This is a genomic window from Cupriavidus sp. GW821-FHT02F09, assembly GCF_059421605.1.
On record NZ_JBWKVH010000028.1, the window covers coordinates 51,178 to 76,323 of the forward strand.

General features: G+C 62.5%; 25 protein-coding genes and 7 pseudogenes. 12 read left to right on the top strand and 20 right to left on the bottom strand.

From position 1 onward, the window contains the following. Positions 1–105 precede the first annotated feature (105 nt). The gene (locus tag AC07XB_RS26110; RefSeq protein ID WP_492830947.1) at positions 106–1,113 is read right to left on the bottom strand and encodes a LysR family transcriptional regulator; all 1,008 of its coding nucleotides are present in this window, start codon (positions 1,111–1,113) and stop codon (positions 106–108) included. Between the two features lie 168 nt (positions 1,114–1,281). Between AC07XB_RS26110 and AC07XB_RS26115 the strand changes: the two genes are divergently transcribed. The 7 genes and pseudogenes from AC07XB_RS26115 to AC07XB_RS26145 form a co-directional block, all read left to right on the top strand. After that, positions 1,282–2,229: a ketopantoate reductase family protein gene (locus AC07XB_RS26115; RefSeq protein WP_492830919.1), complete on the top strand. Its 948-nt coding sequence runs from the start codon at positions 1,282–1,284 to the stop codon at positions 2,227–2,229. Between the two features lies 1 nt (position 2,230). Beyond that, on the top strand, positions 2,231–2,635 hold the full coding sequence (locus tag AC07XB_RS26120) for a VOC family protein (protein WP_492830918.1): 405 nt from the start codon (positions 2,231–2,233) through the stop codon (positions 2,633–2,635). A 1-nt stretch (position 2,636) separates the two neighbouring features. After that, positions 2,637–3,095 (top strand): MaoC family dehydratase, encoded by a 459-nt coding sequence (locus tag AC07XB_RS26125; protein ID WP_183031192.1) that lies wholly within the window; start codon positions 2,637–2,639, stop codon positions 3,093–3,095. Next, complete coding sequence (locus AC07XB_RS26130; RefSeq protein WP_492830917.1) at positions 3,095–4,306, top strand: CaiB/BaiF CoA transferase family protein; 1,212 nt, start codon at positions 3,095–3,097, stop codon at positions 4,304–4,306. Before AC07XB_RS26125 ends, AC07XB_RS26130 begins: the two co-directional genes overlap by 1 nt. 7 nt (positions 4,307–4,313) lie before the next feature. Continuing rightward, complete coding sequence (gene aroE, locus AC07XB_RS26135; protein WP_492830946.1) at positions 4,314–5,147, top strand: shikimate dehydrogenase; 834 nt, start codon at positions 4,314–4,316, stop codon at positions 5,145–5,147. 19 nt (positions 5,148–5,166) lie between these two features. Beyond that, complete coding sequence (aroQ, locus tag AC07XB_RS26140) at positions 5,167–5,610, top strand: type II 3-dehydroquinate dehydratase (protein WP_492830916.1); 444 nt, start codon at positions 5,167–5,169, stop codon at positions 5,608–5,610. 124 nt (positions 5,611–5,734) lie between these two features. Next, positions 5,735–5,977, top strand: a pseudogene (locus AC07XB_RS26145) (helix-turn-helix domain-containing protein); the annotation flags it as partial. On the opposite strand, the gene AC07XB_RS26150 reads toward AC07XB_RS26145, so the two are convergent. The 5 genes from AC07XB_RS26150 to AC07XB_RS26170 all read right to left on the bottom strand — a co-directional run bounded on the left by AC07XB_RS26150 (position 5,972) and on the right by AC07XB_RS26170 (position 8,162). Beyond that, entirely contained in the window at positions 5,972–6,130 is a 159-nt protein-coding gene (locus tag AC07XB_RS26150; protein ID WP_492830951.1) for a hypothetical protein, read from the bottom strand. The pseudogene AC07XB_RS26145 and the gene AC07XB_RS26150 sit on opposite strands and share 6 nt — an antisense overlap. A gap of 46 nt (positions 6,131–6,176) precedes the next feature. Further along, positions 6,177–6,605, bottom strand: a complete 429-nt coding sequence (locus tag AC07XB_RS26155) for a hypothetical protein (RefSeq protein ID WP_492830915.1) — start codon at positions 6,603–6,605, stop codon at positions 6,177–6,179. A gap of 344 nt (positions 6,606–6,949) precedes the next feature. Continuing rightward, positions 6,950–7,366 (bottom strand): hypothetical protein, encoded by a 417-nt coding sequence (locus tag AC07XB_RS26160; RefSeq protein WP_492830914.1) that lies wholly within the window; start codon positions 7,364–7,366, stop codon positions 6,950–6,952. A gap of 21 nt (positions 7,367–7,387) precedes the next feature. Next, the gene (locus AC07XB_RS26165) at positions 7,388–7,852 is read right to left on the bottom strand and encodes a hypothetical protein (protein ID WP_492830913.1); all 465 of its coding nucleotides are present in this window, start codon (positions 7,850–7,852) and stop codon (positions 7,388–7,390) included. A 19-nt stretch (positions 7,853–7,871) separates the two neighbouring features. Next, entirely contained in the window at positions 7,872–8,162 is a 291-nt protein-coding gene (locus tag AC07XB_RS26170) for a hypothetical protein (protein WP_493688115.1), read from the bottom strand. Between the two features lie 552 nt (positions 8,163–8,714). On the opposite strand from AC07XB_RS26170, the gene AC07XB_RS26175 reads away from it, so the two are divergent. Further along, a complete protein-coding gene (locus tag AC07XB_RS26175) occupies positions 8,715–9,287 on the top strand; it encodes a gamma-glutamylcyclotransferase (protein WP_492830911.1) in 573 nt (190 codons plus the stop codon). A 581-nt stretch (positions 9,288–9,868) separates the two neighbouring features. Here the strand turns inward: AC07XB_RS26175 and AC07XB_RS26180 are convergent. From AC07XB_RS26180 to AC07XB_RS26205, 6 genes and pseudogenes are all read right to left on the bottom strand, one after another. Continuing rightward, positions 9,869–10,651: pseudogene (locus AC07XB_RS26180) on the bottom strand (transposase); the annotation flags it as partial. A 4-nt stretch (positions 10,652–10,655) separates the two neighbouring features. Continuing rightward, positions 10,656–11,204: pseudogene (locus AC07XB_RS26185) on the bottom strand (P-loop NTPase family protein); the annotation flags it as partial. 10 nt (positions 11,205–11,214) lie between these two features. Then, positions 11,215–12,141 carry a LysR family transcriptional regulator gene (locus tag AC07XB_RS26190; RefSeq protein WP_492830910.1) on the bottom strand — a complete coding sequence of 309 codons (927 nt, stop codon included), beginning with the start codon at positions 12,139–12,141 and terminating at the stop codon, positions 11,215–11,217. Positions 12,142–12,156: 15 nt separating this feature from the next. Next, entirely contained in the window at positions 12,157–13,344 is a 1,188-nt protein-coding gene (locus tag AC07XB_RS26195; RefSeq protein WP_492830909.1) for an MFS transporter, read from the bottom strand. Beyond that, positions 13,341–14,459: an alkene reductase gene (locus tag AC07XB_RS26200; RefSeq protein ID WP_492830908.1), complete on the bottom strand. Its 1,119-nt coding sequence runs from the start codon at positions 14,457–14,459 to the stop codon at positions 13,341–13,343. Before AC07XB_RS26200 ends, AC07XB_RS26195 begins: the two co-directional genes overlap by 4 nt. A gap of 3 nt (positions 14,460–14,462) precedes the next feature. Beyond that, entirely contained in the window at positions 14,463–15,824 is a 1,362-nt protein-coding gene (locus AC07XB_RS26205; RefSeq protein ID WP_492830907.1) for an SGNH/GDSL hydrolase family protein, read from the bottom strand. Positions 15,825–15,935: 111 nt separating this feature from the next. Here AC07XB_RS26205 and AC07XB_RS26210 point away from each other — a divergent pair, with 111 nt between their 5' ends. After that, complete coding sequence (locus tag AC07XB_RS26210) at positions 15,936–16,847, top strand: LysR family transcriptional regulator (RefSeq protein ID WP_492830906.1); 912 nt, start codon at positions 15,936–15,938, stop codon at positions 16,845–16,847. A gap of 128 nt (positions 16,848–16,975) precedes the next feature. Here the strand turns inward: AC07XB_RS26210 and AC07XB_RS26215 are convergent. The 6 genes and pseudogenes from AC07XB_RS26215 to AC07XB_RS26240 form a co-directional block, all read right to left on the bottom strand. Then, positions 16,976–17,068 (bottom strand): annotated as a pseudogene (locus AC07XB_RS26215) (LysR family transcriptional regulator); the annotation flags it as partial. A 9-nt stretch (positions 17,069–17,077) separates the two neighbouring features. Continuing rightward, positions 17,078–17,695, bottom strand: coding sequence for a nitroreductase family protein (locus tag AC07XB_RS26220; protein WP_492830905.1), 618 nt, complete (start codon positions 17,693–17,695; stop codon positions 17,078–17,080). A gap of 42 nt (positions 17,696–17,737) precedes the next feature. Next, positions 17,738–18,606: pseudogene (locus AC07XB_RS26225) on the bottom strand (EamA family transporter). Between the two features lie 12 nt (positions 18,607–18,618). After that, on the bottom strand, positions 18,619–19,836 hold the full coding sequence (locus AC07XB_RS26230) for an MFS transporter (RefSeq protein WP_492830904.1): 1,218 nt from the start codon (positions 19,834–19,836) through the stop codon (positions 18,619–18,621). A gap of 21 nt (positions 19,837–19,857) precedes the next feature. Further along, the gene (locus AC07XB_RS26235) at positions 19,858–20,721 is read right to left on the bottom strand and encodes an NAD(P)-dependent oxidoreductase (protein ID WP_492830903.1); all 864 of its coding nucleotides are present in this window, start codon (positions 20,719–20,721) and stop codon (positions 19,858–19,860) included. Between the two features lie 109 nt (positions 20,722–20,830). Beyond that, on the bottom strand, positions 20,831–21,415 hold the full coding sequence (locus AC07XB_RS26240; protein ID WP_492830902.1) for a TetR/AcrR family transcriptional regulator: 585 nt from the start codon (positions 21,413–21,415) through the stop codon (positions 20,831–20,833). Positions 21,416–21,603: 188 nt separating this feature from the next. On the opposite strand from AC07XB_RS26240, the gene AC07XB_RS26245 reads away from it, so the two are divergent. Continuing rightward, positions 21,604–22,410 (top strand): hypothetical protein, encoded by an 807-nt coding sequence (locus tag AC07XB_RS26245; RefSeq protein WP_492830901.1) that lies wholly within the window; start codon positions 21,604–21,606, stop codon positions 22,408–22,410. A gap of 124 nt (positions 22,411–22,534) precedes the next feature. Here the strand turns inward: AC07XB_RS26245 and AC07XB_RS26250 are convergent. Then, positions 22,535–22,773 (bottom strand): annotated as a pseudogene (locus AC07XB_RS26250) (LysR family transcriptional regulator); the annotation flags it as partial. A gap of 28 nt (positions 22,774–22,801) precedes the next feature. After that, positions 22,802–23,524, bottom strand: a pseudogene (locus AC07XB_RS26255) (DUF3363 domain-containing protein); the annotation flags it as partial. Here AC07XB_RS26255 and ada point away from each other — a divergent pair. Continuing rightward, complete coding sequence (ada, locus tag AC07XB_RS26260) at positions 23,505–24,413, top strand: bifunctional DNA-binding transcriptional regulator/O6-methylguanine-DNA methyltransferase Ada (protein ID WP_492830900.1); 909 nt, start codon at positions 23,505–23,507, stop codon at positions 24,411–24,413. The pseudogene AC07XB_RS26255 and the gene ada sit on opposite strands and share 20 nt — an antisense overlap. A 14-nt stretch (positions 24,414–24,427) precedes the next feature. Beyond that, the gene (locus tag AC07XB_RS26265; RefSeq protein ID WP_492830899.1) at positions 24,428–25,132 is read left to right on the top strand and encodes a 2OG-Fe(II) oxygenase; all 705 of its coding nucleotides are present in this window, start codon (positions 24,428–24,430) and stop codon (positions 25,130–25,132) included. Positions 25,133–25,146 lie beyond the last annotated feature (14 nt).

The window sequence follows — 25,146 nt, forward strand, 5'->3', positions numbered from 1 at the left end:
GCTCGGGTGCCGTTCATCTGCCTCCTTGCAAATCGACCGTACATCGAGGTCGTCGCGATATCGGACTGCATGGCCCTACGGAACTCGCGCTGAGCTTCGACTCCCCTATGGACGTTCTCCTGGACGTCTTCCCGCACGCTTTTCCGGTACCGCTTTCGCCCTGCCTATCGGCTCACCGCGTTTGATCTGACGTCCCTGGAATAGGGTCTCACAGATTCCGCGCAGCCAGCGGTTGGCGGGATCATGGTGATAGCGCGCATGCCAATGCTGCTTGACCGTGAACGACGGAATCTCCACGGGGCAACGCAGGACCGACAGTTCGGACATGACCGCAAGCGTCTCGCCGATGTGCCGCGGCACTGTGGCAATCAGGTCGGTCGATGAGGCAATCGCCGCCAGGCCGAGGAAGCCTGGCAGCTCCAGCATGATGCGGCGCCGGATCTGCTGGGCCTCCAGTGCGCTTTCCAGCAGTTGCGCGCCAGTGCCGCCAACGATGCCGATGTGTCCTTCCTCGCGATAGCTTTGCAACGAGAGCGCCTCCCCAACGCGCGGGTGGCGCGCGTTGACCAGGCACACCCAGTCCTGTGGAAACAAGGTCTGCTGGTAGAAGCCCGCATCCAGCCAGGGCATCAGCCCAAGCGCCAGGTCGGCTTCGCCGGACTGTAGCGCCGCCGCCGTCTCGCCATCGATCCGCGCCGCCACCAGCCGCACGTTTGGGGCGAGCGCGCGCAAGTGGGCCAGCAGCGGCGGCAGCAGCGTGATGTGGCTGGCGTCGGTCATGCAGATTCGGAACGTGCGTTCCGCTGTGGCGGGGTCGAAGCTTACGTCGCACGTAGTCAATAGGCGCAGGGATTCCAGCGCATTGCGCGCCATCTCGATCAGCGCGTCGGCGCGCGGCGTTGGTTGCATGCCAGTGGGCGTGCGCACGAACAAAGGATCGTTGAGCTGGCGGCGCAGCTTGCCAAGCCAGATGCTGACCGTGGACTGGCTTTGCCCCAACGCCGCCGCCGACTGCGTCACGCTGCGGGTACGGTAGAGCAAATCCAGCAGGCGAAGCATGCGCGGCTCGATCAACTCGTCATCTGGGTTGGGGGTGTGCTGCAGGTTGGGCATGGGCGGCGCATGGATATGTGCTGCACGCGATACATGCATGGCACGGGTGACTCATTCATATTGCATTTCGCAATGAACACTATTGTCGCCATTGTATTTACCGATTCGCTCGCGGTCCATATCGTTCACCCATGACCGCATCCCTTCGACGCGGCGTAAGGAGACAAGGTGAAGATTTATGTCCTCGGAGCCGGCGCACTCGGTTGTGCGATCGGCGGAACACTGGCCAAGGCCGGCTCGGATGTCACGCTGATCGATCGATTCCAGGCGCATGTCGATGCCATCAACCACGATGGCCTGATCATGCGGGACGGCGACTCGGAACATGGCGTCCGGGTGAAAGCCGCCACCTGTTGCGCCGGCCTTGCGCCGGCCGACCTGATGATCGTGCTCGTTAAATCCTTCCATACCGCCGAAGCGATCGCTTCGGCAATGCCCGTCGTCGGCGGGCAGACCGTGGTCATGTCGCTGCAGAACGGCATGGGCCATGAAGATGTCCTGGCGCATGCGGTAGGCCGCGAACACGTGTTGGCCGGCAAGACCTATGTTGGCGGCGTGTTCCTTGGCCCCGGCCGCATCATTGCCGGCACCCAGGGCAAGCTGACCATCATCGGCGAACTCGACGGCACGCTGAGCGATCGCGCACTGGCCATCGCGGCCGAGTTCGAGCGCGCCGGCCTGCGTACGGAGGTCAGCGACAACATCGTCGGCACCATGTGGGACAAGCTGCTGATCAACGTGGCCACTGGCGCGCTCAGTGGCATCACCGGCCTGCCCTACGGCAGCCTCTACGCCGTGCCCGAGGTGGAGGCCTGCGCCGTGGCGGCGGTTGCGGAGGCCATGGCCGTGGCGGGCGCCAATCAGGTCAGGCTCTCGATCGCCGAGCCGCGCGATGCCTGGACGATGGCGGCCGATGGCCTGCCGCCGGACTTCAAGGCGTCCATGCTGCAGAGCCTGGAAAAGGGCTCCGCCACCGAGATCGATTTCATCAACGGGGCAGTTGTGCGAGCCGGCGCGCGCTGCGGCGTGCCCACGCCTGTCAACGAGGCGCTGGTGGCCTGCATCAAGGGCATCGAGCGCGGCCTGCCGCAGCAGCCGGCCGCGGGGAGCCAATGACATGACTGACAGGAGAGTCGCAACCAAAGCCTATGTGGAGCATGTCGCCGTCTGGGTGAAGGACATCCACTGGCATATCCGTTTTTTTCACGACGTGCTGGGCATGACCCTGCGCGAGGTGGACGGCATGCCGGAACAGCCGCGGCAGTACTGGACGCTAGGCGGCGTGCAGTTCATCGCCAGCCCCGAATTCGAGGGCCCGGAAGGCCGCCTCGCTCACCTGGGCGTGATGTGCGAGGACTTGGAGGCCGCGCTGGCGGCAGCCAAACGCTTCGACGTCACCGAGATGCCGCAAGGCCGCAACTGGCTGCGCCTGCCCGACGGCCTCGCGGTCGAACTGATTCAGGCCAGGCCCGCCGCATGCGTCGCGCAGGCGCTAGCGATCAACCCACGTGCAGAGACGTGACATGACGATCATTGAAAAATATTGGGACGACGCCCGCGAAGGCGACGAGTGCGTGAGCGCCACTTACACAGTCACCAAAGAGCGCATTCTGGCCTACGCCGACCTCACGGGTGACCACACGCCGGTACACGTCGACGAAGAGTATGCCAATGCCAGCCACTTTGGCTCAATCGTGGCGCACGGCCTGTTCGGGTTGTCGATCGCCGATGGCCTCAAGACGCAGAGCGACTACCGCTTCCTGCCGGGCATGTCGCTGGGCTGGACATGGGACTTCCTCTTGCCAATCAAGGTCAATGACGTGCTGCAAGTGAAATTCCGCGTGGGTGCCATGCGGGCGAGCAAGAGCCGACCAGACTGGGGCATCGTCGTACTGCCGTCCGAGCTGGTCAATCAGGACGGCAAGGTCGTCCAGCGTGGCGAGCATCGCCTGATGGTGCCGCGCCGGCCGGGAGCAATGTGATGCAGGACCGTCCTCTCGAAGGTATTCGCGTCGTCGACTACAGCCACTTCCTGGCCGGCCCGTACGTAGGGCGCTGCCTCGCGGCGCTCGGCGCCGAAGTCATCAAGGTCGAACGCCCAGGCAGCGGCGACGCAGGGCGCCAGCATGCGACCGTGCTCGACGACCAGCAAAGCGGCTACTTCCTGCAGCTCAACATGGGCAAGCGCGGCATCAGCGTGAACATGAAGGATCCCCGCGGTAAGGACTTCATACAGCGCTTGTGCGATTCGGCGGACGTGTTCGTCGAGAACTACCGGCCGGGCGCGCTGGACAAGCTGGGGCTGGGCTATGCCGAGTTGTCGGCGCGCAATCCGCGCCTCGTCTACTGCTCGATTTCGGCTTACGGCCATACCGGGCCGGATGCGCACCGCGCAGGCTTCGGCCTGATTGCCGAAGCGAAGAGCGGCATCATGCAGATGATCGGCGAGCCCGGCGAGCCACCGCCGCTCATGCGTATCTCACTGGGCGACATGTACACGGGTATTCACGCGGTGGCGGCCATCAACGCCGCACTGCTCGGTCGCGTGAAGAGTGGGCGCGGACAGCACATCGACATGGCGCTGTACGACACGCTGGTGTCGATGCACGAGTACGCCGTGCAGTGCTACACGATGCAAGGTGTGCTGCCTGAGCAGACGGGTCACGACATGCCCACGTCGACGCTATATGGCGTGTTCCGTGCCGCCGATGGTGACCTGGTGATCGCGGCGCAGGTGGACGACGCCTGGAAACGCTTCGCCGCGCTGGTTGAAGCGCACGGAGGGCCTACTGGCTACGGCGCCGACACGCGTTTCCACGACCTGACAGGGCGCAATACTCATCGCGTGGAGATCCTGTCGGTTGTGAATCCATGGGTTGCCGGCCGACCGGTCGCGCAGGTGCTGGAACTGTTGGATGGCATCGACGTGCCTTGCGCCAAGGTGCAGCGCATCGACGAAGTGCTCGCCGATCCACAGATCATCGCGCGGGGCATGGTGGTCGAACAGCATCACCCGCGCTATGGGATGCTGCGTTTGCCCAACTTGCCGTTTCGCTTCTCGGATTGCGACACGACCATCCGCGAGGTAGCGCCGGACCTCGGTCAGCACAACGCGGAAGTGGCGCAGTCGCTGGGCTTCGACCCGGCCGAGATCGACGCCATGCAGACCGATGGCGTTCTGTATTCAAAGTGAGGCCATGATGACTGACCAGTACGCAGTGATCGGCAACCCGATCGGACACACGAAATCTCCTTTGATCCACGGTCTCTTTGCGCGGGAGACGCGGCAGGACTTGTCTTATACGGCCATCGAGGGTCCCCTGGAGCCGCAGGACGCCTTTGCCGTGACAGTGCGCGCTTTCGCCGCCGCGGGCGGCAAGGGGATGAACGTGACAGCGCCGTTCAAGCTGAAGGCGTTCGCTATGGCGGATGAACAGAGTGAGCGCGCCAAACTCGCCGGCGCCGCCAATGCCCTGCGATTTGAAGATGGGCGGATTGTGGCCGAGAACTTCGATGGGCTCGGACTGGTGCGCGATATCGAAGTCAATCTGGGCTTGTCGATGGCCGGCAAGCGCGTGCTGGTGCTCGGTGCGGGTGGAGCGGTGCGTGGCGCCTTGCTGCCCTTCCTCGCAGCGCGGCCCGCTGAACTGGTCATCGCTAACAGAGACATCGCCAAGGGCCAGGCACTGGTCGCGCAAGCTGGCGGGCGCGGTCCGCTGTTCGTCTGCGGCTATGGCGATCTCGAGGCGATGGGACGCTTCGACCTTGTGGTCAACGCCACGTCGGCCAGTCTCACTGGCGACCTGCCGCCCGTGCCCCCAGGCGTCTTCAGCCCGCAGGGCACGGCATATGAACTTGCCTATGGCAAGCGGCTGACGCCCTTCCTGCGGCTCGCACGCCATGCTGGCGTGGTGTGTGTCGCGGACGGCGTCGGCATGCTGGTGGAGCAGGCGGCGGAAGCCTTCGCCTGGTGGCGTGGCGTGTGCCCTGCGACACGTGCCGTCATCGACCGCCTCACGGTGCCACTCGATTGAACCCGCAGCGGAGACACAAATGAGAAAGGTCCTGATGCTCCACGGCATCAATCACAACATGTTCGGCAAGCGAGATCCGTCGCAATATGGGACGATCACGCTGGAGGAGATCAATAGACAGTTGCAGGCTCTGGGCAGCGAGCTGGGTGTACAGGTGGAGTCCTTCCAGACGAACAGCGAAGCGGCGATGTGCGAACGCATCCATCGTGCATTCGAAGAAGGCCAAGACGCCGTTCTGATCAATGCCGGCGCCTGGACACACTACAGCTACGGGATTCGCGATGCGCTGGCTATACTCACCTGCCCGGTCGTCGAATTGCACATGTCCAACATCCACGCCCGAGAGCAATTCCGTCACCACTCCGTGTTCGCGGAAATTGTTCGGGGGCAGATCTGCGGCTTCGGTATGCAGAGCTACCTCCTCGCATTGCGGGCGGTAGCTGCAGATATTGATCGAGAATGAAAGGGTCCGCAACTGGTGGCGCGGCAAAAGGCAGAATCGGCATTATTGATATTTCCGTAAAACATGACAGCCGATTCTATGCTGGCGCGTTATCTCTTTAATGGAACGGTTGGAGATGGGTGGCATGAAGAAGAAGCCGTTGGACGATGCGACGAAGAAGCGCTTGCTGGCTGGCCGGATGTTGTTGGCGGGCAAGCGTCCGGCAGAGGTGGCGTTGGCCGTGGGGGTAGCCTGACAGACCGTGTACACGTGGAAGGGCTTGCTCGATGAAAGCGGAATCGATGCGCTACGGGCCGTGCCAGGTCGAGGCCGTCCGGGCAGACTGGAACCGGAGCAACTCGCCGGATTGCGCAAGGCGCTACTACAGCACCAAGTCATAGGCGACCGGATGCGACTGCTTTTCCACCAACAATGAAACGATCGACAGCGCCGCGCCGACATAAAAGAGCTCGTCGGAAGACCGGTCGGCCAGTTCAATTGCATCGTAGTAGCGCTTGCGAATTGGATCTGAGCGAGACATCTGGTTATCCTTCCCATGGATTCACGCCCATGAATTTCTATGGCAGTCAGTAATAGTAGCTTGGAAACACATCGCCATAGACCAGTTGCCACCAGTCGAGTGCTTCTGCGATCTTTCCATCGGAGACAGCTTGCCTGGCCTTTTCTGCGCGGACCACGGCAGTCCCCAGCTTCGAGAGAGCGTCCCGCTGGTGTAAGTCTGTCTTGCAAGCCAAGATGTAGCCAGAGAAACCGGTCGGATCTTGCATCATCGCGAGCTGGTCGTCCCAAAGGCTTCGCAGCACGCGTTTGACGTCAATGTCGTAGACGGTGCTCGCCTCGCCTTCGGCCACCGGATCAGCCAACCGCTGGACCCGCCAGCCGCGATCATGCAATTGGCGCGCCACCTGAAGGCTGAGCGCGTACCCGATTTCCGAGGACAAGGGTTGCTTTCCGGGCACCATCCAGCTTGACGCGAAGCGCGCGGTCCAGGTCATCGCGGACGGCTTGCGCGCGTCCCCCGAAACCACGCTTGGCGCCGTTCGTCGCGCCGACGACCGAGTCGGCGATCGTCCGGGAGACGAACGGCTGGATCTGCGTCTCGAACAAGCAGCGGAGCAGGCGCTCTACCCGTGGCAATTCTGTTTCATCCTCGGAGTAGGATGGGCGACGTGCGAGCGCATTGGCAAGTTCCGCGCGAGCGGCCGGAGCGGACCTAGTGCTCGCCGCTGCGGCAATTCGCCAGCTTGCCACCCGGGATGCGCGCTGTTCTCGGGGTGCGCTGATGCAGTTGATCGGAGACGCTTTGCCGATCTCCGTCGGCGATACCGCGATTGCCTGGCTAGTCGCGCAGCGCCTTTTGCTGGGCGTTGACGACCTTCGCTGCCCGAACCAGCGTCTCGCTAGCGTTCTTCTTGAACGCATTCTCGCTGGTCAATCGACGGAAGGGCGTCAAACCATTGCATGCATGCTCAGAACGGTGCTCGGCGACGATGGGATGCCACTTGGTGGCCTGGACGTTCTGCTCAGTGAATTGTCGACAGCGGGCGAGTATCGGCAGTGGCGTCGGATTGTGCAGCCGCCATGGCTTACGCCCGTCCTGGCGCGCTGTTGGGCAGCGACCGTGCCACTCGATATCCGCCATGCATGCTGGGTACTCAGCAACCTGCATGGTTATCCAGCATGAAAAGCCTCCAGTCTGGGCAACAGGTGCGCATTCAGAACTCTGTTTCTTGCGCTTCATATCCGGCAAGATCATCCGACCTTCGCCACATCATCCTTAGAACCCTGCGGTCGTCTGGATCATCAGAACGAACATCGGGCTATACCCCGCGCTGACGGTCAAGCGCACCGGCAGCGCGACGCCGACTTCGACATACGGGCTCGTGTCGGCAAGATCGGACTTCGACGCCTGAAAGGAAGAACACATCAGGAACTCGCAATCGGGCTGCTGCGCTTCGACGCCGAAATCGATGGCGACCAGCCGCCACTCGCCATCCTCCTTGCCGAGCGGCACGAGGAGTTGGCGCGCACGCGCCCCCAGGTAGGCGCGGCTTTGCACGATGGAGATGGCCTTCTCGATCCCGCGTGGACTGGGCTCGCCTTCCTCGTCAGCGACGACAATCTCTGTGCTGTCGTGGAGCACCGCCATCCACTCGCCATGCGGAGGCGTACCGAGCCGTTGAACGGGCAAGAACTCGCTGGGAATGGCGAGCATGGCCAGATCGTGCAGGTTCGAGTCCAACAGCGATCTCATGTGGTGCTCAGCGCACGATGGCGGCTGCGGCGGTATGACTGTCCAGGCGCGCACAATATTCGATGGCTTCAACCGTTGCCCGCCGGATGCGGTCGCCGGCCGAAATCTTCGATGCGGCGAACGCCGCCACCTTTGCCTCTCTTGCGATGCGTGCCAATCGTGCCAGCAGCGCATCGGCGTCGATCCGGTAGTGCCCTCCGAACTGCGCATGCTTTTGCGTAAGGCGGGCGAGTTGGTCACGCAGCCAAACGTCGCCGAGGTCAGCGTAGACGCCAGGCTGGATCAAACGGATGGACATGGCGGGCTCCTTGTGAAGCCAGGGCCGGCGACGCGCCGGACTCATGGAAGCGAGACGTTCCATGTCTTGCTTGGAATGAAGCGTAGTGATCCGCCTTCGACGGCGCTCTCTGTTTCTTGCGCTCGAAATATCTAGCCCGCGCGGAGCGATCTGAATTTCGACAAAAGATGTAGCACGCGGCGGCGACGCGCGCCCACGTGGAATCAGGTAAGCCGTTCACCGCGCTTGCTCAATCTGCAATGTGCTCAGCCTGTGCCACAAAAACACATTCGTTTTTCGTCGCAAGAATCGGAGTTGCCCAGCGAGACCTCATCGGCAGAGTGGCGCCAAACGCATGCCACAGCCCATGCGCACGGCCACAAAAATCTACGAGGTAATCATGAGCGCTAGCACTATTTCGCTGCCACGGGCCGCACACCGCGAAGGATGCAATCCATCGCCCATACTGACCCGGCGAATCCTTGAGCAAGGCAATATCGAAGCACTCGCCGCCATCGACTCGCCCGATCTGAAATTCTTACCGAGGCCGACCGCATCGCCTCGCTCCGGGAGATGCTGGCCATTCGTCCGTCGGGCGATGTCTGGGTCTTCGGCTACGGCTCACTGATCTGGAATTCAGCGATCAATTCCGTGGAAAGACGCATTGCCAGGATCGATGGCTGGCATCGATCGTTCTGCCTTTCCATCACCGCATTGCGCGCCACTGCTGATCGTCCGGGACTGATGCTTGCGCTGGATCGAGGTGGCTCTTGCCACGGAGCGGCTTACAGGCTCGCGGAAGGCGATGTTGAGCGCGAACTGCGCCTGTTGTGGCGAAGGGAGATGGTATGCGGCGCCTATGTACCGCGCTGGGTCGAGGTGAAGAGTCTCGAAGGGGATTCCTTCGGCTGGGCGATTGCCTTCACCATCGACACCGATGATCCGCAATACGCGGGTGATCTGGGCGAAGACATGGTGGTGCATCGACTGGCGACGGCATCCGGTGGACTTGGAAGCTCTGCTGACTATCTTTTCAGAACTCACGACAGCCTGCGTGCCAATGACATCCGCGACACCAAGTTGGAGCGTTTGACTTCGTTGGTGAAGGTGGCACACGCAGATGACCGCCTTTTGGCGGCGGCCTGATGCTCAAGTGAGTTGGTGCGTCGCCGACCGATAAATCGGTCGGCCGCGCTCTCGTGCTACGTATCGAGCCTCGCTGCGCGAGTCTCACCCTGTCGGGCTTCCATCGCTGACGCCGCCGGCCCCGCTCGGCAAGACCAGAAAGAGGCTTTTCTGAAAGGCGGTTCTACGGAAAGCCCCTGGCCTTCCGGGCGCTGGCCCAGGCCCAGGCCAAAGAGGGGCTGCGGCCGGCCCGGCCAAGATCGGTGCGCCCGGGGAGGAGCGCGTGGAGCAAGGCGTTCCTCCCGCTCGCTTCGGCGCCAGTTTTTCGACCCTGTATTTGCGCAAGGCTGTCGCCGCAGCTCAGCGCGCTTACGCCATGACACCGCCGCCTCGTTCGACGGCGCCGGAGGACACCGCAGCATGGGGCGCCCTCGGGACGCGTCTGGGAGCCCTGGCTGACATGCTCGAGCCGTGTCTGGCGCCGGGAACGGATGCCAGTCTGGATGCCAGGCGCCGCGAGCAGTTGGCCAAATGTGTCGGCGCCATGGCCAGCCATTATCGTGCGGGTCAGGCGCATGACGGCCATCCGGCCGATTGGGTGCCGCGGTCCCATAGGCGGTATCGCCGGCAAGACGCTGCGGTTTAAGAGCAAAGCGTTCTTCGACTCTGTTGATCATCGTCTTCGTTGACTCCACCTCTGCGGTCCGATGCGCGGGGGTGGCCTCGACGTCCAGGATGATTCCCGCGTGCAGGTCGATCAGGTAGTTGGTTGAGTAAGCAAAGAACGCAGGGCCACCGGGTGCCGCGGTCCAGCGCGATGCCGGATCAGTCAACGAGATGCTCTTCGGTGAGATCGTAGGCTCTGCCTCGGGCGCTGCGTCGTCCTTGATTTGATTGACCTCATCCAGCGCAGCAAGGTATTCGCGAACGGCGCGGCTAGGGCCTTCGCCTTGGTTCCAATCGATGACCTCCGTTCCCGCCACGCCTCGGGAGCGATTTGCGTCTGCCTTGATGATGCTCGCATCGACAGCAAAGCCTTCGCCTTGAACCAGCCCTTCCGCCATACAACGGCGAAGGACCGTCTCGAACACGTGACGCAGCGCGCCGCTTTCGCGGAAGCGGCCATGGCGATTCTTGGAGAACGTTGAGTGATCGGGAATTGGATCTTCGAGACCAAGCCGGCAGAACCAGCGATAAGCCAGGTTCAGATGAATCTCTTCGCAGAGGCGGCGCTCTGACCGAATGCCAAAGCAGTAGCCCACGATGAGCATGCGAACCATCAGCTCGGGATCAATCGAGGGGCGCCCGGTGTGGCTGTAGTAAGGCGCGAGGTGTTGGCGAAGATCGCGAAGATCGAAGAATCGATCGATGCCACGCAATAGGTGGCTACGTACCGGCTGATATGACGATGTTCTTGTGTGCCAACACTGCGCCGCGCAGAAACTCGTCCCATTCCTTCGCGCGATACAGCTCCAGCAACCGCGCATCGGAATACGGCTCGTCGGTCACGTCGCCATTCACGAATCGAAACGCGCCCTGCTCCTTGTATTTCGGCAGGCTCATCCGAACCAGCAATTGCTTACGAATCGTCACCGCGATGGTGTGCTCTGGCACGACGGGCGGCAGGACCATTTCCGTGCGGTACGTTCCACGCTCAAAGTCGGGAATGCTGTCATCGAGATTCACCGGAATCTCAGCCGAAAGAATCGGGCTATCTCGGTCGACTTCCAGACTCTTGAAAGATGCCGTGACTTCGGCCAGTGACGAGAGCAGTTGGGATGTCAGCCCCGGCACTTCGATTCGCTCAGCGTAATAATCGTCTTTTCTTCGCAACCATAGTTCCTCCGGCTTGTTAATCTGAATCTCGGTGACTTGCTTGTCGTCGAGGTAGTCAGCCAGCAAGGAGAGCTTGGCGCGAAAGGACGCGATTTGCGACATGGGCCGGCCCTCACTGAATGAACGTCACGCCGTCGCGTTTCGAGGCGTCGATTTCGGCCTTGTAGATCGGCGTGAAATCGAGGTCTTTGTTCACGTAGATGCGCACGCGCGAGCCGGCCGGCACCGTGACGGTCGGCGGAATGTTGATGTACGGCGCAAGCACCTGCTGCGAGGTCTGAGCGGCCGCCTGCTGCACCGACTGCCGGTAGTAGGCCGCCGAGTTGTACTGATCGCCCGAACCCACGCCGGCATCGACGCGCCGGCGGCGATGATCGACAGCAACGCGGACATGCCAAAAATCTCCGCGAAATGCGTGTCCACCATGCCGCGCATGGCCCTCGCATGCCTGCGGATCGCATAGTGCCAACGGATAGCGCAGCAGTTCTTCCAGAGGAATACGTTTGTGCTTGAGTAGCGGATGCCGGGCCGGCACGGCGACCATGAGTGGATCGCTCCAAACAGGAATCGCCACAATGCCATCGCCGACCTCATCCGACTGAGCAAATCCAATGTCGTATAGATCGTCATGCAGCCCCTTGATCTGCTGCGACAGGAGAACCTCGAAGAAGCGCATTTCGACCTCGGGTTCCTCCCGGCGGCACAGCGCCAACAGGTTGGGCAGGCGCGAGGGTGTGATGCCATCGGACAGCGCGATGCGCAACTGGCAGTGGAAGCCGTTGGCCGCAGCCTTTACGCTGTCGCGGGCTTGCTGCAAAGCGGCGAACACGCGCGGCACGTGCTCCAGAAACAGCTTTCCCGCACGGGTAAACCGCGTACTGGGCGTGGTGCGGGCAAACAGCACCACGCCCAGTTCTTCTTCCAACTCCTTGATGGCGCGAGACAGCGGCGACTGCTCGATGTGCAGCTTCTCGGCCGCACGGGCGAAATGGAGTTCTTCGGCGACAGCCAGGAAACAGCGCAGGTGTCGAAGCTCCATCTCGGCCCCCTATGCCTATGTTGCTCGCGCTGGCGAAGCGATCCTCACCCGGGCCATTAGCCACAGCAAGGGCCATTGCACGACCAATGCCAAGCCGACGCCTACCCAAGGCGTGAGCGTCATGTCGTTTCGGGCCACCAAGGCGCTGCCCAGCGTTTCTCCCAGTGTGATGCCGAGATTGAAAGCGGAGATGTTCAGTGCCGAAGCGAAACCCACCGCGCGGGGTGTCCAGCGTTCGGCTGTCTCCAGCATGCCAGCCTGAAAGCCGGGAGACGTACCAAAGGCGAGGAATCCCCAGACGAACAGCAGTGCCACCATCGGCAGCCGATAGGGCATCAGCAATGCGAGCAAGATGAGTGTCAGCGACAGCCCGGCCAGCATCCAGCGCAGTGTCAAAGCCCAGCCGAGGTGTGCTGCCCAACGACCACCCGCGAGATTGCCAACGAGAGTCGCAGGACCAAATACCACCAGCAGCGCACTGGCCGTGCGAATCGAAAAACCGGAAATGTCGGTCAAGATGGGCGTGATGAACGTGAAGGCCGCGAAGCTGGCACCGAAACCCAGACTGGTGATGCTCATCATCGCCAGGATTTCAGGGCAAGCCAGTGCTGCCAGTTGCATGGCGGCTCGCCCTGCCTCTTGTGCAGGCAAGGCGGGTAGCCAGTACGCCGTGGCGAGCCAGCCCAATGCCGCCAGCAGTGCGACCGCAAAGAACGGCAGCCGCCAACCCAGGCCGTTACCGATCAGGCTGCCCAGCGGCACGCCGATCACTATCGCCACCGTCAGCCCAGCAAACATCAGCGCGATGGCTCGGCTAGCTTGCCCTTCGGGAACCAGTCGCGCGGCCACGGTCGCTCCAACGGCGAAGAAGCTGCCGTGTGCGATCGCTGTCACGATGCGTCCTGCCAGCAGCATCTCATAGCAGTTTGAAAACGCCGACACCAGATTGCCGAACAGGAATGTCGCGACCAGTCCCAGCAGCACAGGCTTGCTCTGCAGTCGCGCCGATCCCAGCACCACCAGAGGCGTTCCGATGGCCAGAGCCAGTGCATATCGCCCGACCAGCCCACCCGCCCGCGACAGTGGCACGTTCAGATCAGCGGCGATCGCGGGCAGCACGCCGACCACGATGAACTCAGCCACGCCGATGGCAAACGCCGTGATCGCCAGCGCCCAGATGCCGGGAGGGTGGCGCTGGGTCATCGCGCGCCTTCTTTCGTTGTTGCGAGTGAGTAATCGGTGTACCCCTCAGCCCCGCCACCGAAGAAACGGCTGGCATCAGGCTCGTTCAATGGCAGGCCCTGGCGCAGGCGCTTGGGCAAATCGGGGTTGGCGACGAAGGGCCTGCCGAAGCCGATCAGGTCGGCCCAGCCGTTGCGCAGCGCGGCTTCGGCACGCCCGGCTGTGTACTTGCCGGCATAGATCAGCGTGCCACCGTACACCAGCCGCAAGGCTTCTTTGAAGGCGGCGGGCATATCGGGCGCATCCTCCCAATCGGCTTCAGCGATGTGGATATAGGCCACGCCAATATCGCCGAGCACCTTGGCCACGCCCAGGTAAGTGGCCTGCGGCGTGTCATCCACTGCGCCCTGTAGCGTGGTTAGCGGTGCCAGCCGCACGCCAACGCGCTCGCGCCCAACGACGGCCACCACGGCCTGCGTGACTTCGCGCAGAAAGCGCAGCCGGTTGGACAACGAGCCGCCGTAGCCATCGGTGCGCGTGTTGGCTTGCGAGTCGATGAACTGGTTGATCAGATACCCGTTGGCACCATGCAATTCAACCCCATCAAAACCGGCGTCGAGCGCATGGCGCGCGGCTGTGGCGAAGTCCTGCACCACCTGCGCGATCTCCGCTTCGGACAAGGCGCGCGGCGCCGAGTGCTGCACCATGCCGCCCACGCCCGCCTGCGGCCCCTTGTCTTCGGGATCGATGAAAACCTTCACCCCTTCGGCCACCAGTGGCGACGACGACACTGGCGCCATGCCGTCCGGCTGCATCGACACATGCGACACCCGGCCCACATGCCACAGCTGCGCGAAGATGCGCCCGCCCGCCGCATGCACGGCATCGGTGACGCCGCGCCAGCCGAGCACCTGTTCGGCGCTGTGGATGCCCGGCGTCCAGGCATACCCTTGGCCTTGCTGGCTGATCTGGGTGCCCTCGGTCACGATCAGCCCGGCGCAGGCGCGCTGGGCGTAATACTCGGCCATCAGTGCGGTGGGGACGTTGCCGCTGGCTGCACGCGAGCGGGTCATGGGCGGCATAACGATACGGTTGGGCAGTTCAAGATCGCCCAGGCGATAGGGTGTGAACAACATGGCTCAAGGCTCCTGTGGCGAAATGGCGGCCGGTGTTGCGGCAGGCACGGGCGTTGCGCCAATGCCTGGCAGCAAGGCGTCGAGATGGACGGCGTCGGCCATGGCCCGGTTGCCTTCGTCTCCGGGATGAAGCCGGTCGCCCGAGTCGAAGCGCGCGGCCATGCGCGTCGGGTGTGCGAAATCGCGCAGAACCGCATCGAAGTCGATGACGTCATCGAATGCCCCGCCGTGGCGTATCCACTCGTTCACCTGCTGGCGCAGCGCGTCCTTGCCGGGTTGGTAGTAGTCGGCAAGCGGGGTGTCGGGCAAGGCACCCTCGAATGGCGTGAGCGTGGCGCCGACCACTCGGATGCCCCGGCTGTGCGCCTGCGCAATCAACTGGCGGTAACCCGCCGTCAGGGACTCCAGCGTGGGCCGGTCGTCATTCTTCGCAAAGGCGGTACCTGGCCAGGCAATGTCATTGATGCCGAGCATCACGATGACGCTCTTTACGCCTGGTTGGGTTAGTACGTCGCGTTCCAGCCGCGCCAGCGCGTTGACGCCCATGCCGTCGGACAGCAGGCGAGCGCCCGAGATGCCGGCATTCACGACGGCCACGCCATGCGAGGCCAGGCGCGCGGCCAGGAAGTCCGGCCAGCGGCTGTCCTTGTCCAAACTGGCCGTGGCGCCGTCAGTGATGGAGTCGCCGATCACCGCCACGGCCCGCGCCGCTTGTGCGGTTTCGACCTGAATCCCGGTCAGCAATGGGCGGGCCGTGGTGCTCTGTTTGGCACGATCCGTCATCCGCAACGTGGATGCCTGGGTTTGATCGCCAGAAACAATCCAGCCCGTCTGGCGGCCATCCCAGTGGAAGGTGTTGATCGGCGTGGCACTCGGTAGATACAGGCTCACGGCCACTGGCGATAGCGCGGGCACAGGCAGTGTCACCGGGTCGCTGACCAGGGATGCGCCGGGCAGAATCGTTGCTACCTCCTGGCCGCCAAAGGTCACGGTATGCAGGCTGCCGTCGGCCACCGCACCGTCCCCGCTGCCTTGGCGGGGCCGTGCCACCGTGGCCTTGCCCACGGTGAGCGGCTGTTTGCCGTAGACGTTGGACAACACGATACGCAGGCGCGATCCCCCCAGGCTGACGCGCGCCACCTGGCGCACGGTCTGGTCGCGCAGTTCGGGAGGAACGTTGGTCGGAAACAGAAAGTCCGCGCCCCATACCGGCTGCGGACTGGCCTGCCAGGTTGCCACCCAGGCTGGTGTGGGAGATGCACCCGCCGCCAACGCGGGCGCGGCGGGTATGGCGCTTGTCGTGAGCACCAAGGCCAGCATCGCGGTGGCCTTGGTGCTTGGAAGTGATTCAGTCAGTTTTTTCATATCAGTGAATTCAAAGTTCGTCTAAGAACCGATCATGAATTCAAAGAACAAATTGGGATAGACTGGCCGCAAGAACATCATTTGTGAATTGAACTCACCAAGGAGGCATGCATGGCCCGTTTGGAAGTCAACCGATCCGGCGAACTGGAGGTGTTCGCTCGCGTGATCGAATTGGGCGGCTTCTCCGCTGCTGCCCGCGCCTGCGGCATGACGCCCTCGGCGGTCAGCAAGCTGGTGGCGCGCCTGGAGCAGCGCCTGGGCACGCGGCTGGTGAACCGCTCCACCCGGCAGTTTCAGCTCACGCCCGAGGGCTGTGCGTTCTACGAGCGCGGTGTGCGCATCCTGGCCGACCTGGACGAGGCCGAGCGCTGCGCCAGCACGCACACCGCGCCGCGCGGTCGGCTGCGGGTCAATGCCAACGTACCCTTCGGACACCATTTCCTGCTGCCGTTGGCGCCGCAATTCCTGGCGCGCCATCCCGACGTGACACTGGACATCGTGCTGACCGATGAAGTCATCGACATCCTGGAGCAGCGCACCGATGTGGCTGTGCGTGCCGGCCCGCTGAAAAGCTCGAACCTGGTGGCGCGCAAGTTGGGCGCCACGCGCATGGTGATCGTTGGTGCGCCCAGCTATCTGGCCCGCCACGGCACGCCAACCACACCGCAGGAGCTGCTGCCCCACAACTGCCTGGGCGCGAACTATGCACGGGCGCAGCCCGGCTGGCCACTGCGACACACCGGAGAAGACATCGTGCACCCGGTGACCGGCAACGCGCAGGCCAGCGACGGCGAGGCTTTGCATCACCTGGCGCTGGCCGGGCTGGGCTTGGCGCGTCTGGCAGCCTTCCAGGTTCGCGAGGACATTGCCGCCGGTCGGTTGCAGCCGGTACTCGAAGACTGCAATCCGGGCGACATCGAAGAAGTGCATGCCGTCTATGTCGGTCAAGGAGGCTACCTGCCGCTGCGCGTGCGCGCATTCCTGGATTTCCTTGCCGAAAAAGTCGATCTCGACAGGCATTGAGCCCGTGCAGCGACACTCACGATCGTCTTCATAACAATTCCCCAGAGTTGCAGCGAGACCGGTATCTGCGGCTGGTGGTGTATGCACCGCAGAAGGGTGGCACGCCTTTTGGCGACTGACCAGAGAGGCGACAATGGCCGGATGCGCAGCCTTTCGGCTGCGTGGGCGAAGTGGAGTTCTTCGGCCACGGCCAGGAAGCAGCGTAGATGCCGAAATTCCATGGCGACGGCTCACACTACGAACAAGACTTCCGATAGTGCTTTACGTGGCTTCTGCGGCCAGTTTCCTGCTTCTGGATAGCCGACAGCGACAATCATCACCGGCAATTCGTTGGCACAAAGTCCAAACTCCAGAATGACTTTCGTGGCATCAAATCCGCTCATGGCGCACGAACCCAAGCCCATTGCCTGGGCTGCCAGCATGAGCGTCATGGAGGCAAGGGATGCCGAGCGAATTGCCTCGTCACGTTGCAAGATCGGATTGTTCGTATGAGATGCGTTTGCCTGTGCTACCCATCCATCGACCATGTGCTGTTCCATGATGTTTGCATCCACACTGGGCCTCAAAGCTACAGCCAACTGCGTATGCGCTGCCAGCGTGCCGCAGATGATGAATGCGACAGAAGCATCCACGACTTTTTGCTGTCCAAAAGCAGCCGCTTTCAGACGTTCTTTGGCGTCCTCGGACTGTACGGCGATGAATCGCCAGTTCTGCATGTTGTAGGCCGATGGCGCTTTGGTCGCTTGACTGACCAAATTCGCAATCACGTCATCACCCAAGGGGCGATTCGGCTGAAATTGATTAATTGATGTACGAGATTCAAGAATGTTCTGGATAGGATTCGTCATGTCATAGTCCAATGGAAAAAATTGAAAGAAGAAAGGCGCTGCCTAGCGCCCTCTGGCTGCCAGCCACTGCACGGCAAGTACGCTGATCAGCACGAGAACCAGCCCGACCATGGCTGCTCCGGTCATGGCTTGGTCAAGCACCACCCAGCCCAGGAGCACTGCCGTCAAAGGACTGAGCAGGCCCAATGAGGCCACGGCCACCGACGGCAGGCGGTCGATGCCACGGAACCACAAGGCATAGGCCAGCAGCGCGCCGGCCAGTGATAGGTAGGCGTAAGCAGACACTTGCAGCACGGTGAGCTTCGTGAGAGGCGCGTCAACCAGCCATGCCATTGGCGCGAGCATGACCCCGCCGATCAGCAACTGCCATCCTGTGAGTGCCAGCACCGGCATATCTAAGCGCCACCTGCGCCCGAAATAAGTCCCTGCTGCCATGCACATGGCTCCCACGATGGCTGCAGCGATACCGACCGGCTCCCAGACGGTTTGCGGCGACAACAGCAAGACGGCCATACCTGCTACACCAAGCATGCATGCGCCTACGGAGTAAGGTGTAGGCATGTGTCGGTCCACGCCCCAGGCAAGCAACATCACCAGCAAGGGCTGGATGGCTCCCAGCACCGCCGCGAGTCCACCCGGAAGTCGATAGGCGGCAACAAACAACAATGCTTGGAATACGCCGATGTTCAAGGCCGCCAGCACACAAAGACGCCAGCGGTTGGCCTGCACTGGTAAATGTCGGGTAGTAAAAATCAGCAGTACGCCCGCCGGCAGCACGCGTAAAAGTGCTGCTGTGAAAGGCCGATCTGGAGGCAGCCATTCCGAAGTCACCAAATAAGTTGACCCCAGATCGCTGGCGCGAGCGCTGTCAACGTCACATCGCGCCAGGTATTTGTCATGCTTCTGCTCATGGCTACACGCGATCAAGATGCGATGACATGCCGACGCGACGGGAAGCCATACCGATTCGCCGACCAGACAACGACCAGCCCCACCAACGCCAGTGCCGCCATCGTCCAGGGGAAGGATGGAGGGCCCACGCGCTCAAGCAGCACGCCACCCAGCACACTGCCGCCTGCTACGGCGAGATTGAAGATCGTCACCAGCATGGATTGCGCCACGTCGGCACCATCGCCCGCCATATCTGCCAGCGCGGTTTGCAGCAATGTCGGCGCACCGCCGAAGGTCAGCCCCCATGTCGCTATTCCGAGCAAGACGCCCCACGGTGAAGCACTGGAGAAGCCAAGCACCAGCGCAGCTACGGTGAATATCGCCAGGCTCAGCAGCGTCAGCGCGCGCAGCCAGCGATCTACCAGCAACCCGGTGATCCAGATCCCCATGATTGACGACACGCCGAACAGAAGGAGCACAGCATCGACCCGATGACCCAGCCCAACCGATACCAGGAAGGGGGCGATGTATGTGTAGAGGATGTTGTGCGCCAGTATCCAGGCGAATAGCGCCAGCAGTACCGGGCGAACGCCAGGCATCATGAAGATGCTCTGTATCGGTATGCGTTGCCTGGCCGATTGGCCCGCGAAATCCGGCACCGCCAGCCGCACCCATGCCAAGAGCAACAGCGACAGTGCCGACATGATCCAGAACACGTCGCGCCAGTCGAACAAGGTGCCCAGCCACGCGCCCAGCGGAATTCCGATGGACAAGGCAATGGGCTGGCCGACACCGGCCACCGCCAAAGCGCGCCCCTGTAGATGCGGAGCCACCAGGCGCCTTGCGTAACCGGCCAGCAATCCCCACACCACGCCGGCCGCCATGCCTGCAATGAAACGCGCCACCAAAGTAAGCCCGTAATGGGTGGATAACGCTGTGATGGTGTTGAACACCAAGAGGCCGCCGATTGCCAGCAGTAACAACGGCCTGCGGTTCCAACTGCGGGTGATGGCGACGACCGGGATGGCAGCCAGGACCGACCCAAGCGCATACAGTGTCACCAGTTGGCCCGCGAAGGCTTCGGAAACACCCAGCCCTTGTCCGATCTGCGGTAACAAGCCGGCCGGCATGGTCTCGGTCATGATGGCAAGAAAGCCCGCCATCGTGAACGCCAGCAGCCTGCCAAGGGGTAGCCTATCGGCGCTTTCTACTGGCGCTTGCAGAGCGCTTTGGTGATGCTTGATATTCATGCTGTCGTCGCTCCCAACAACTCAGGCGAGGTAGGACGCGGCCATATCCTTGTCCCCGTGACCGGCTCTCAGCGCCCGCTCGAAACGCCGAAGACCCGCTTGCGCCGCATCCACTTGCACGCTGGCTTGAGCGGCGGCATCGACCACCAGCCGGGCGTCCTTCACCGCGTTGGTGATGGAAAAGCTGGCGGCGTAGTTCTCCGCGAGAATGGCGGCAGCCTTGGCTTGGAAATAGCCGCTGTCCATCGGCCCGCCACTGACCACATCCACCACCAGCGCGGGATCGACGCCCAGCCCCTTGGCAATGGCCAGGCTCTCGGCCAGTCCGTGGGTCAGCGCGAAAGCCCAGTTGTTGAGCGCGAGTTTCAGGCGGCTGCTGGCGCCGATCTGCTCTGATACCCACAGCGTGCGCTTGCCGATGGCATCGAAGACGGGCTGCACGACTGAGCGTTGCTCGACGGGGCCGGATGCCAGGATGATCAGTTGGGCCAACTCGGCCGGCTGGCGGGTGCCCTGCACTGGAGCGTCATAAAACACCAGTCCATGCTGTTTGGCCAACGTAGCCAGGGTGTCGATGCCCTCAATGCCCACCGTGCTCAATTGCACCCAGACCGAGCCCTTGGCCAGAGCCGGTGCCGCCGCCTGCATGGCCGCCTCGACGCTGGGGCCGTCATTGAGCACGGTCACGATGACGTCAGCCCCGCGCACCGCTTCGGCAGGGCTGCCGAACGCCTTAACGCCGTCTGCCACCAGCGCCTGGGCCTTGGCTGCGGTGCGATTCCAGGCATGCACCGTGAATCCCTGCTTGTGCAAGTTGCGTGCAACGGGCGCGCCAATCAGGCCGGTGCCTAGGACGGCGATGGTGACATTTCGATTCGTACTCATGAGAACTCCTTTGACAGTTAAAAATTACGGGAACGATCATTCCAATATAGATCAAATAAAAACCCGGCATCCCTTGCGCGGTGCGCCGGGACGACGGGCAGGTAAATGGCTACAGCGTGTCGAGGGCCACGTCGATCACGTCCAACAGGCATTGACGCCGCTGCTGCGCGGGACTGCCTTTGCCCAACACCCGCAGCCCCTGCATGGTATTGACGAAGAACCGGGCCAGCGCCCGTGGACTTTTGACGGCGGCCAGTTCCCCCGATTGCTGCCCACGCTGGATCAGCTTCTCCAATGCCTTTTGCAGACGTTGGAAGTTGTGCGCCACCAGTTCCGCAACGGCATCATCCTGGCCCGCCAATTCCAGTGTGGCATTGGCGACCAAGCAACCGCGCCGCAGCGGGTCGTCCAGCTCGTCCTCAATGATCCGCATCAGCAATTGCCGGATCAATGCCTTGGGAGAAGACTCGGGGCTGGCCAGCAATTCCACATTGGCCTGGGTCACGGTTTGGTAGCGGCGCAGCGCCTGCTGATAGAGCCCTTGCTTGTTTTCGAATGTGCTGTACAGGCTGCTGCGGGACAGGCCAGTGCCGTCGACCAGATCCTGAATCGAGGTCGCAGCGTAGCCACGCTGCCAGAAAACTTTCATGGCGGCATCGGCAATCTCGTCAGGTTCGAACTCTTTGGTGCGCATGGCAATTCAACCAATTGGAATGATCGTTCCAGATAATGTACGATGCTACTTCTGGCGCGTCAAGAACAATCGGATCGCTCATCGTCGAACTGTAGAAGACGCTGGTGCATGGAAACACCCACGCCTCACATCGGGGCGGACAAGCACCGCATCGCCAGCTTGCGACCTCCTGGATACAAGGCACGACGATGCTGAACACTTTTCTCTTCGACATACCCATGGAAGCACTGGCCTCAAGAATGCTCGCTACAGCATTTGTCGTGATGGCCGTTTCCTGGGCAGTAAGTGCTTTCGGTCCGATCGTCGGTGGGGCGTTGGCGGGGCTTCCGGTCATTCTCGGACCAGGGTTCTATTTCCTGGCGATGCAGGCCCCTGCCTCGTTTGTCGCGCAGGCCGCGTCGAATGCATTGCTATCGTTGTGTGCAACGCAACTCTTCCTGCTGTCCTACATCGTCATGGCAGGAAGGAATCCGCCGTGGGTGTGTTTGGCATGTGCCATAGGTGCTTGGCTGTTGGCTGCGCTCTTGCTTCAGCTTCTGCCAGCACAGCCGATACCCGGCGTCTTCATGTTCATTGTGGCGACTGGGATTTGTTGGGCTATCGGCCGACGGTTCGTCATGCCTGAGGCCTCAACAAGGGGGAGCGCGGGACTTGGCCTACTCGCCGCGCGGGGCATTCTTGCCGGCACACTGGTTGCCATTGTGACGAGTGCAAGTCAGCTACTGGGATCGACAGTGGCCGGAGTACTTCTCGCCTTTCCAATCGGCTACACCGTCGTAGCAGTGACAGTTCACCAGAGGATTGGCGTAGTGAGCGTCGTCGCCATGCTCCATTCCGCTCTACTTGGGACGGCAAGCCTTGCCGGATTCTGCGCGGTACTGGCAAATGCAATCGAGCACTTGCCTGCACATGCTGCGTTGGGGGTTGCCATGGTGACTTCGATGTCGATCACGATGGCAGTCATCTTCGGGAGGCAAATTTTTTTGGCACGATGAGTTCAAGGTAAACACACCAGCTCACGTTGACCAGCCGCCGGTATGCGACGACAAGATCAGTCGGTCGAGTCCGATTAACTCGACGAGAGGCTCAGGCTCGCTTTCATGGACGTTGAGTCCGGTGTCGGCACAGTGCTAGCAAGGCAGGCAAACGCGATGGCGAGATGCCATTGGACAATGGCTACCCACAAATGGTCATGAAAACCGTTTGCCGCTGCTTTCACGCTGCCGCGAGCGTATTCCAAAGCAGCGACCACGCGGCGCACGTGTTCCAGGAACCACGTGCCAGCGCAGTTCCTCTTCCAATTCTCTAATCGCTCGCGACAGCGGCGACTGCTCCATGTGCAGTCGCTCGGTCCCTTTCGGTAGCGAATCGGAAGCCCATTCACCGCTAGACCGACAGCCCTCTTATTCGTCCAATCTCCCATGACACTCCCGAGCTACGCACCGTCGCCGCGATCTGCTGCCCCAGCCGTTGCTCGATCACCGGCTTCCAGGGCACCAGCGAGAAGCCCATGCCGTCATCGAGCATCGCGTAGCGCCCGCTGGCGAGCATGACGCTGCGCCGGTAGATGCCCGCCACGCGCTTCCCGTTGGCCACCGGGCGATGCTCCAAGCCCGTTTCAGCGGCAATGTCCTTGGCGGCCTGCGCCAGTTCCCGGCTGCGCAGGGTACTCAGCAGATTGCGCGCCAGGATCACACGCTGTCCGCGCCGTTCGGCCAAGCCCTGTTCGGTCAGGAAGTCGGCGCGCTTCTGGAGCGCGTCCTTGACCTCGCTGCCAAAGCCCAGATCACCCAGACCTGAGCCGCCACCGATCAACTGCTGGTCCAGCCAGGTGGCCCCGATCACGCGCGCCTGCCGCTGGATGGGCAGGTGCGATTTCAGCTCCACGGCCACGCCGCCCAGGCGCTGTGCGTCGTACTGGCGGCCACGCTCGGGCAGGTCAGCGGGCACCTTCCATAAACCCTCGGCCACGCGCTCCACGATGCTCGCCCGGCGCAGGGCTTCGAGGCGGCGGACATGGGCGGCTACCACTTCCTGCGGATCGCGACCTTCCTTGGCCTGACCTTGTTCCATCGCCAGGTGATGGTCGGTGCGGTACAGCCCATTGGTCGAGGCCGCCGATACGGCGGGCTACCGCGACAGCCGCCGCGCCCACGGCGACCAGACCCGTGCGGCGGCCGAACGCGCCGCATTGGTGGCGCGCGCCTGTCGCTTGATCGAAGCGTCGGAGACCCCACCCCAGCTTGACGAGTTGGCAACAGAAGTGGGCATGAGCCCGTTCCACTTCCATCGTCTGTTTAAGGCCGAAACGGGCTTGACGCCCAAGGCGTACAGCTCGGCCTACCGTGCTCGCAAATTGCGCGAGGAGTTGAGCAGCCCCGACGCCTCGATCACCGACGCCATTTATGGCGCGGGCTTCAACTCAAACAGCCGGTTCTACGAAGCCTCCGAGCAATTGCTGGGTATGCGCGCACGGGACTATCGGGCAGGCGGTGCCGGTGCGGTCATTCGCTTCGCCGTGGGGCAGTGCTCGCTAGGCGCCATTCTGGTAGCGCAAAGCCAGCGTGGCATCTGCGCCATCCTGCTGGGCGATGACCCCGACCAGTTGGTGCGCGATTTGCAAGACCAATTTCCCAAGGCCGAAATCATCGGCTGCGACGGCGAGTTCGAGCAGTTGGTCGCCCAGATGGTGGGCTTTGTCGAGGCGCCTTCGATGGGCCTGCACTTGCCACTGGACGTGCAAGGCACGGCCTTCCAGGAGCGCGTCTGGCGCGTGCTGCGCGAGATTCCGCCCGGAACGACCGTGAGCTACTCCGAGATTGCCGAACGCATCGGCTCCCCCAAGGCAGTGCGCGCCGTGGCGCAAGCCTGCGCCACGAACCACATTGCCGTAGCCATTCCCTGCCACCGCGTCGTGCGGCGCGATGGCGACTTGGCCGGCTACCGCTGGGGCGTGGATCGCAAACGCGAGCTGCTGCGCCGGGAAGCCAAGGATTGATGGGGAGATTTCTCATGACCGCACTCGACGCGACGCTCGATCGCCTGAATTGGGTGGACATCTGCCTACAGCTCGATACCGAAGGCTATGCCGTGCTGCCTGGCCTGCTGGGCGCTGACGTGGCGCGCGGTCTGGCGCAACAGAGCACGGCGTCTAGCACCCGCCGCGTGACTTTGGAATCCGGCGATCTAGGGCGCGGCGAGTTGTTTTACTTTGGAGCCGGTATGCCGGCGCCGCTGGAGCAATGGCGCACGGCGTTTTATCGCCGCCTGGTGGCCATCGCCAATAGTTGGAACGAAACTCTGGGCGTAGCCCACCGCTATCCGGCGGAGCTGGGGGATTTCCTGCGGCACAACCAGAAAGCAGGCCAGACACGGACGCAATCTCATCTGAGCCGGCTTGGCCTTGAAGACCATGTATCGCTGCACCAGCGCAACGACGACGAGCAGGTGTTTCCCCTGCAGATCGTCGCGCTGCTGTCCGAGCCCGGCACCGACTTCCAAGGAGGTGAGTTCGTGATGACGGAGCAACGCCCGCGCATGCAGTCGCGCCCTATGGTGTTGCCGCTCAAGCTGGGCGATGTGGCCATCATCACCACGGCGGAACGTCCCTTCAAAGGCACAAAAGGCTACTACCGGGTCAACCTCAAGCACGCCATCAGCCGCGTGCGCGAGGGCGAGCGCATTGGCCTGGAACTTTCGTTCCACGATGCGCTGTGATGCCGCCAAGGAGC

What these genes read in the sequence shown, in the direction of transcription:
- AC07XB_RS26200 (WP_492830908.1), bottom strand. Translation starts at nt 14,459, where the DNA reads ATGTTGTTCACACCCTATCGCCTGGGCGATCTTGAACTGCCCAACCGT.
- AC07XB_RS26210 (WP_492830906.1), top strand. Translation starts at nt 15,936, where the DNA reads ATGGCCCGTTTGGAAGTCAACCGATCCGGCGAACTGGAGGTGTTCGCT.
- aroQ (WP_492830916.1), top strand. Translation starts at nt 5,167, where the DNA reads ATGAGAAAGGTCCTGATGCTCCACGGCATCAATCACAACATGTTCGGC.
- AC07XB_RS26160 (WP_492830914.1), bottom strand. Translation starts at nt 7,366, where the DNA reads ATGATCTTGCCGGATATGAAGCGCAAGAAACAGAGTTCTGAATGCGCA.
- AC07XB_RS26130 (WP_492830917.1), top strand. Translation starts at nt 3,095, where the DNA reads ATGCAGGACCGTCCTCTCGAAGGTATTCGCGTCGTCGACTACAGCCAC.
- AC07XB_RS26170 (WP_493688115.1), bottom strand. Translation starts at nt 8,162, where the DNA reads ATGTCCATCCGTTTGATCCAGCCTGGCGTCTACGCTGACCTCGGCGAC.
- AC07XB_RS26220 (WP_492830905.1), bottom strand. Translation starts at nt 17,695, where the DNA reads ATGACGAATCCTATCCAGAACATTCTTGAATCTCGTACATCAATTAAT.
- AC07XB_RS26120 (WP_492830918.1), top strand. Translation starts at nt 2,231, where the DNA reads ATGACTGACAGGAGAGTCGCAACCAAAGCCTATGTGGAGCATGTCGCC.
- AC07XB_RS26265 (WP_492830899.1), top strand. Translation starts at nt 24,428, where the DNA reads ATGACCGCACTCGACGCGACGCTCGATCGCCTGAATTGGGTGGACATC.
- AC07XB_RS26190 (WP_492830910.1), bottom strand. Translation starts at nt 12,141, where the DNA reads ATGGAGCTTCGACACCTGCGCTGTTTCCTGGCTGTCGCCGAAGAACTC.
- AC07XB_RS26235 (WP_492830903.1), bottom strand. Translation starts at nt 20,721, where the DNA reads ATGAGTACGAATCGAAATGTCACCATCGCCGTCCTAGGCACCGGCCTG.
- AC07XB_RS26195 (WP_492830909.1), bottom strand. Translation starts at nt 13,344, where the DNA reads ATGACCCAGCGCCACCCTCCCGGCATCTGGGCGCTGGCGATCACGGCG.
- AC07XB_RS26245 (WP_492830901.1), top strand. Translation starts at nt 21,604, where the DNA reads ATGCTGAACACTTTTCTCTTCGACATACCCATGGAAGCACTGGCCTCA.
- AC07XB_RS26240 (WP_492830902.1), bottom strand. Translation starts at nt 21,415, where the DNA reads ATGCGCACCAAAGAGTTCGAACCTGACGAGATTGCCGATGCCGCCATG.
- AC07XB_RS26175 (WP_492830911.1), top strand. Translation starts at nt 8,715, where the DNA reads ATGCTGGCCATTCGTCCGTCGGGCGATGTCTGGGTCTTCGGCTACGGC.
- aroE (WP_492830946.1), top strand. Translation starts at nt 4,314, where the DNA reads ATGACTGACCAGTACGCAGTGATCGGCAACCCGATCGGACACACGAAA.
- AC07XB_RS26230 (WP_492830904.1), bottom strand. Translation starts at nt 19,836, where the DNA reads ATGAATATCAAGCATCACCAAAGCGCTCTGCAAGCGCCAGTAGAAAGC.
- AC07XB_RS26125 (WP_183031192.1), top strand. Translation starts at nt 2,637, where the DNA reads ATGACGATCATTGAAAAATATTGGGACGACGCCCGCGAAGGCGACGAG.
- AC07XB_RS26155 (WP_492830915.1), bottom strand. Translation starts at nt 6,605, where the DNA reads ATGACCTGGACCGCGCGCTTCGCGTCAAGCTGGATGGTGCCCGGAAAG.
- AC07XB_RS26205 (WP_492830907.1), bottom strand. Translation starts at nt 15,824, where the DNA reads ATGAAAAAACTGACTGAATCACTTCCAAGCACCAAGGCCACCGCGATG.
- AC07XB_RS26150 (WP_492830951.1), bottom strand. Translation starts at nt 6,130, where the DNA reads ATGTCTCGCTCAGATCCAATTCGCAAGCGCTACTACGATGCAATTGAA.
- AC07XB_RS26110 (WP_492830947.1), bottom strand. Translation starts at nt 1,113, where the DNA reads ATGCCCAACCTGCAGCACACCCCCAACCCAGATGACGAGTTGATCGAG.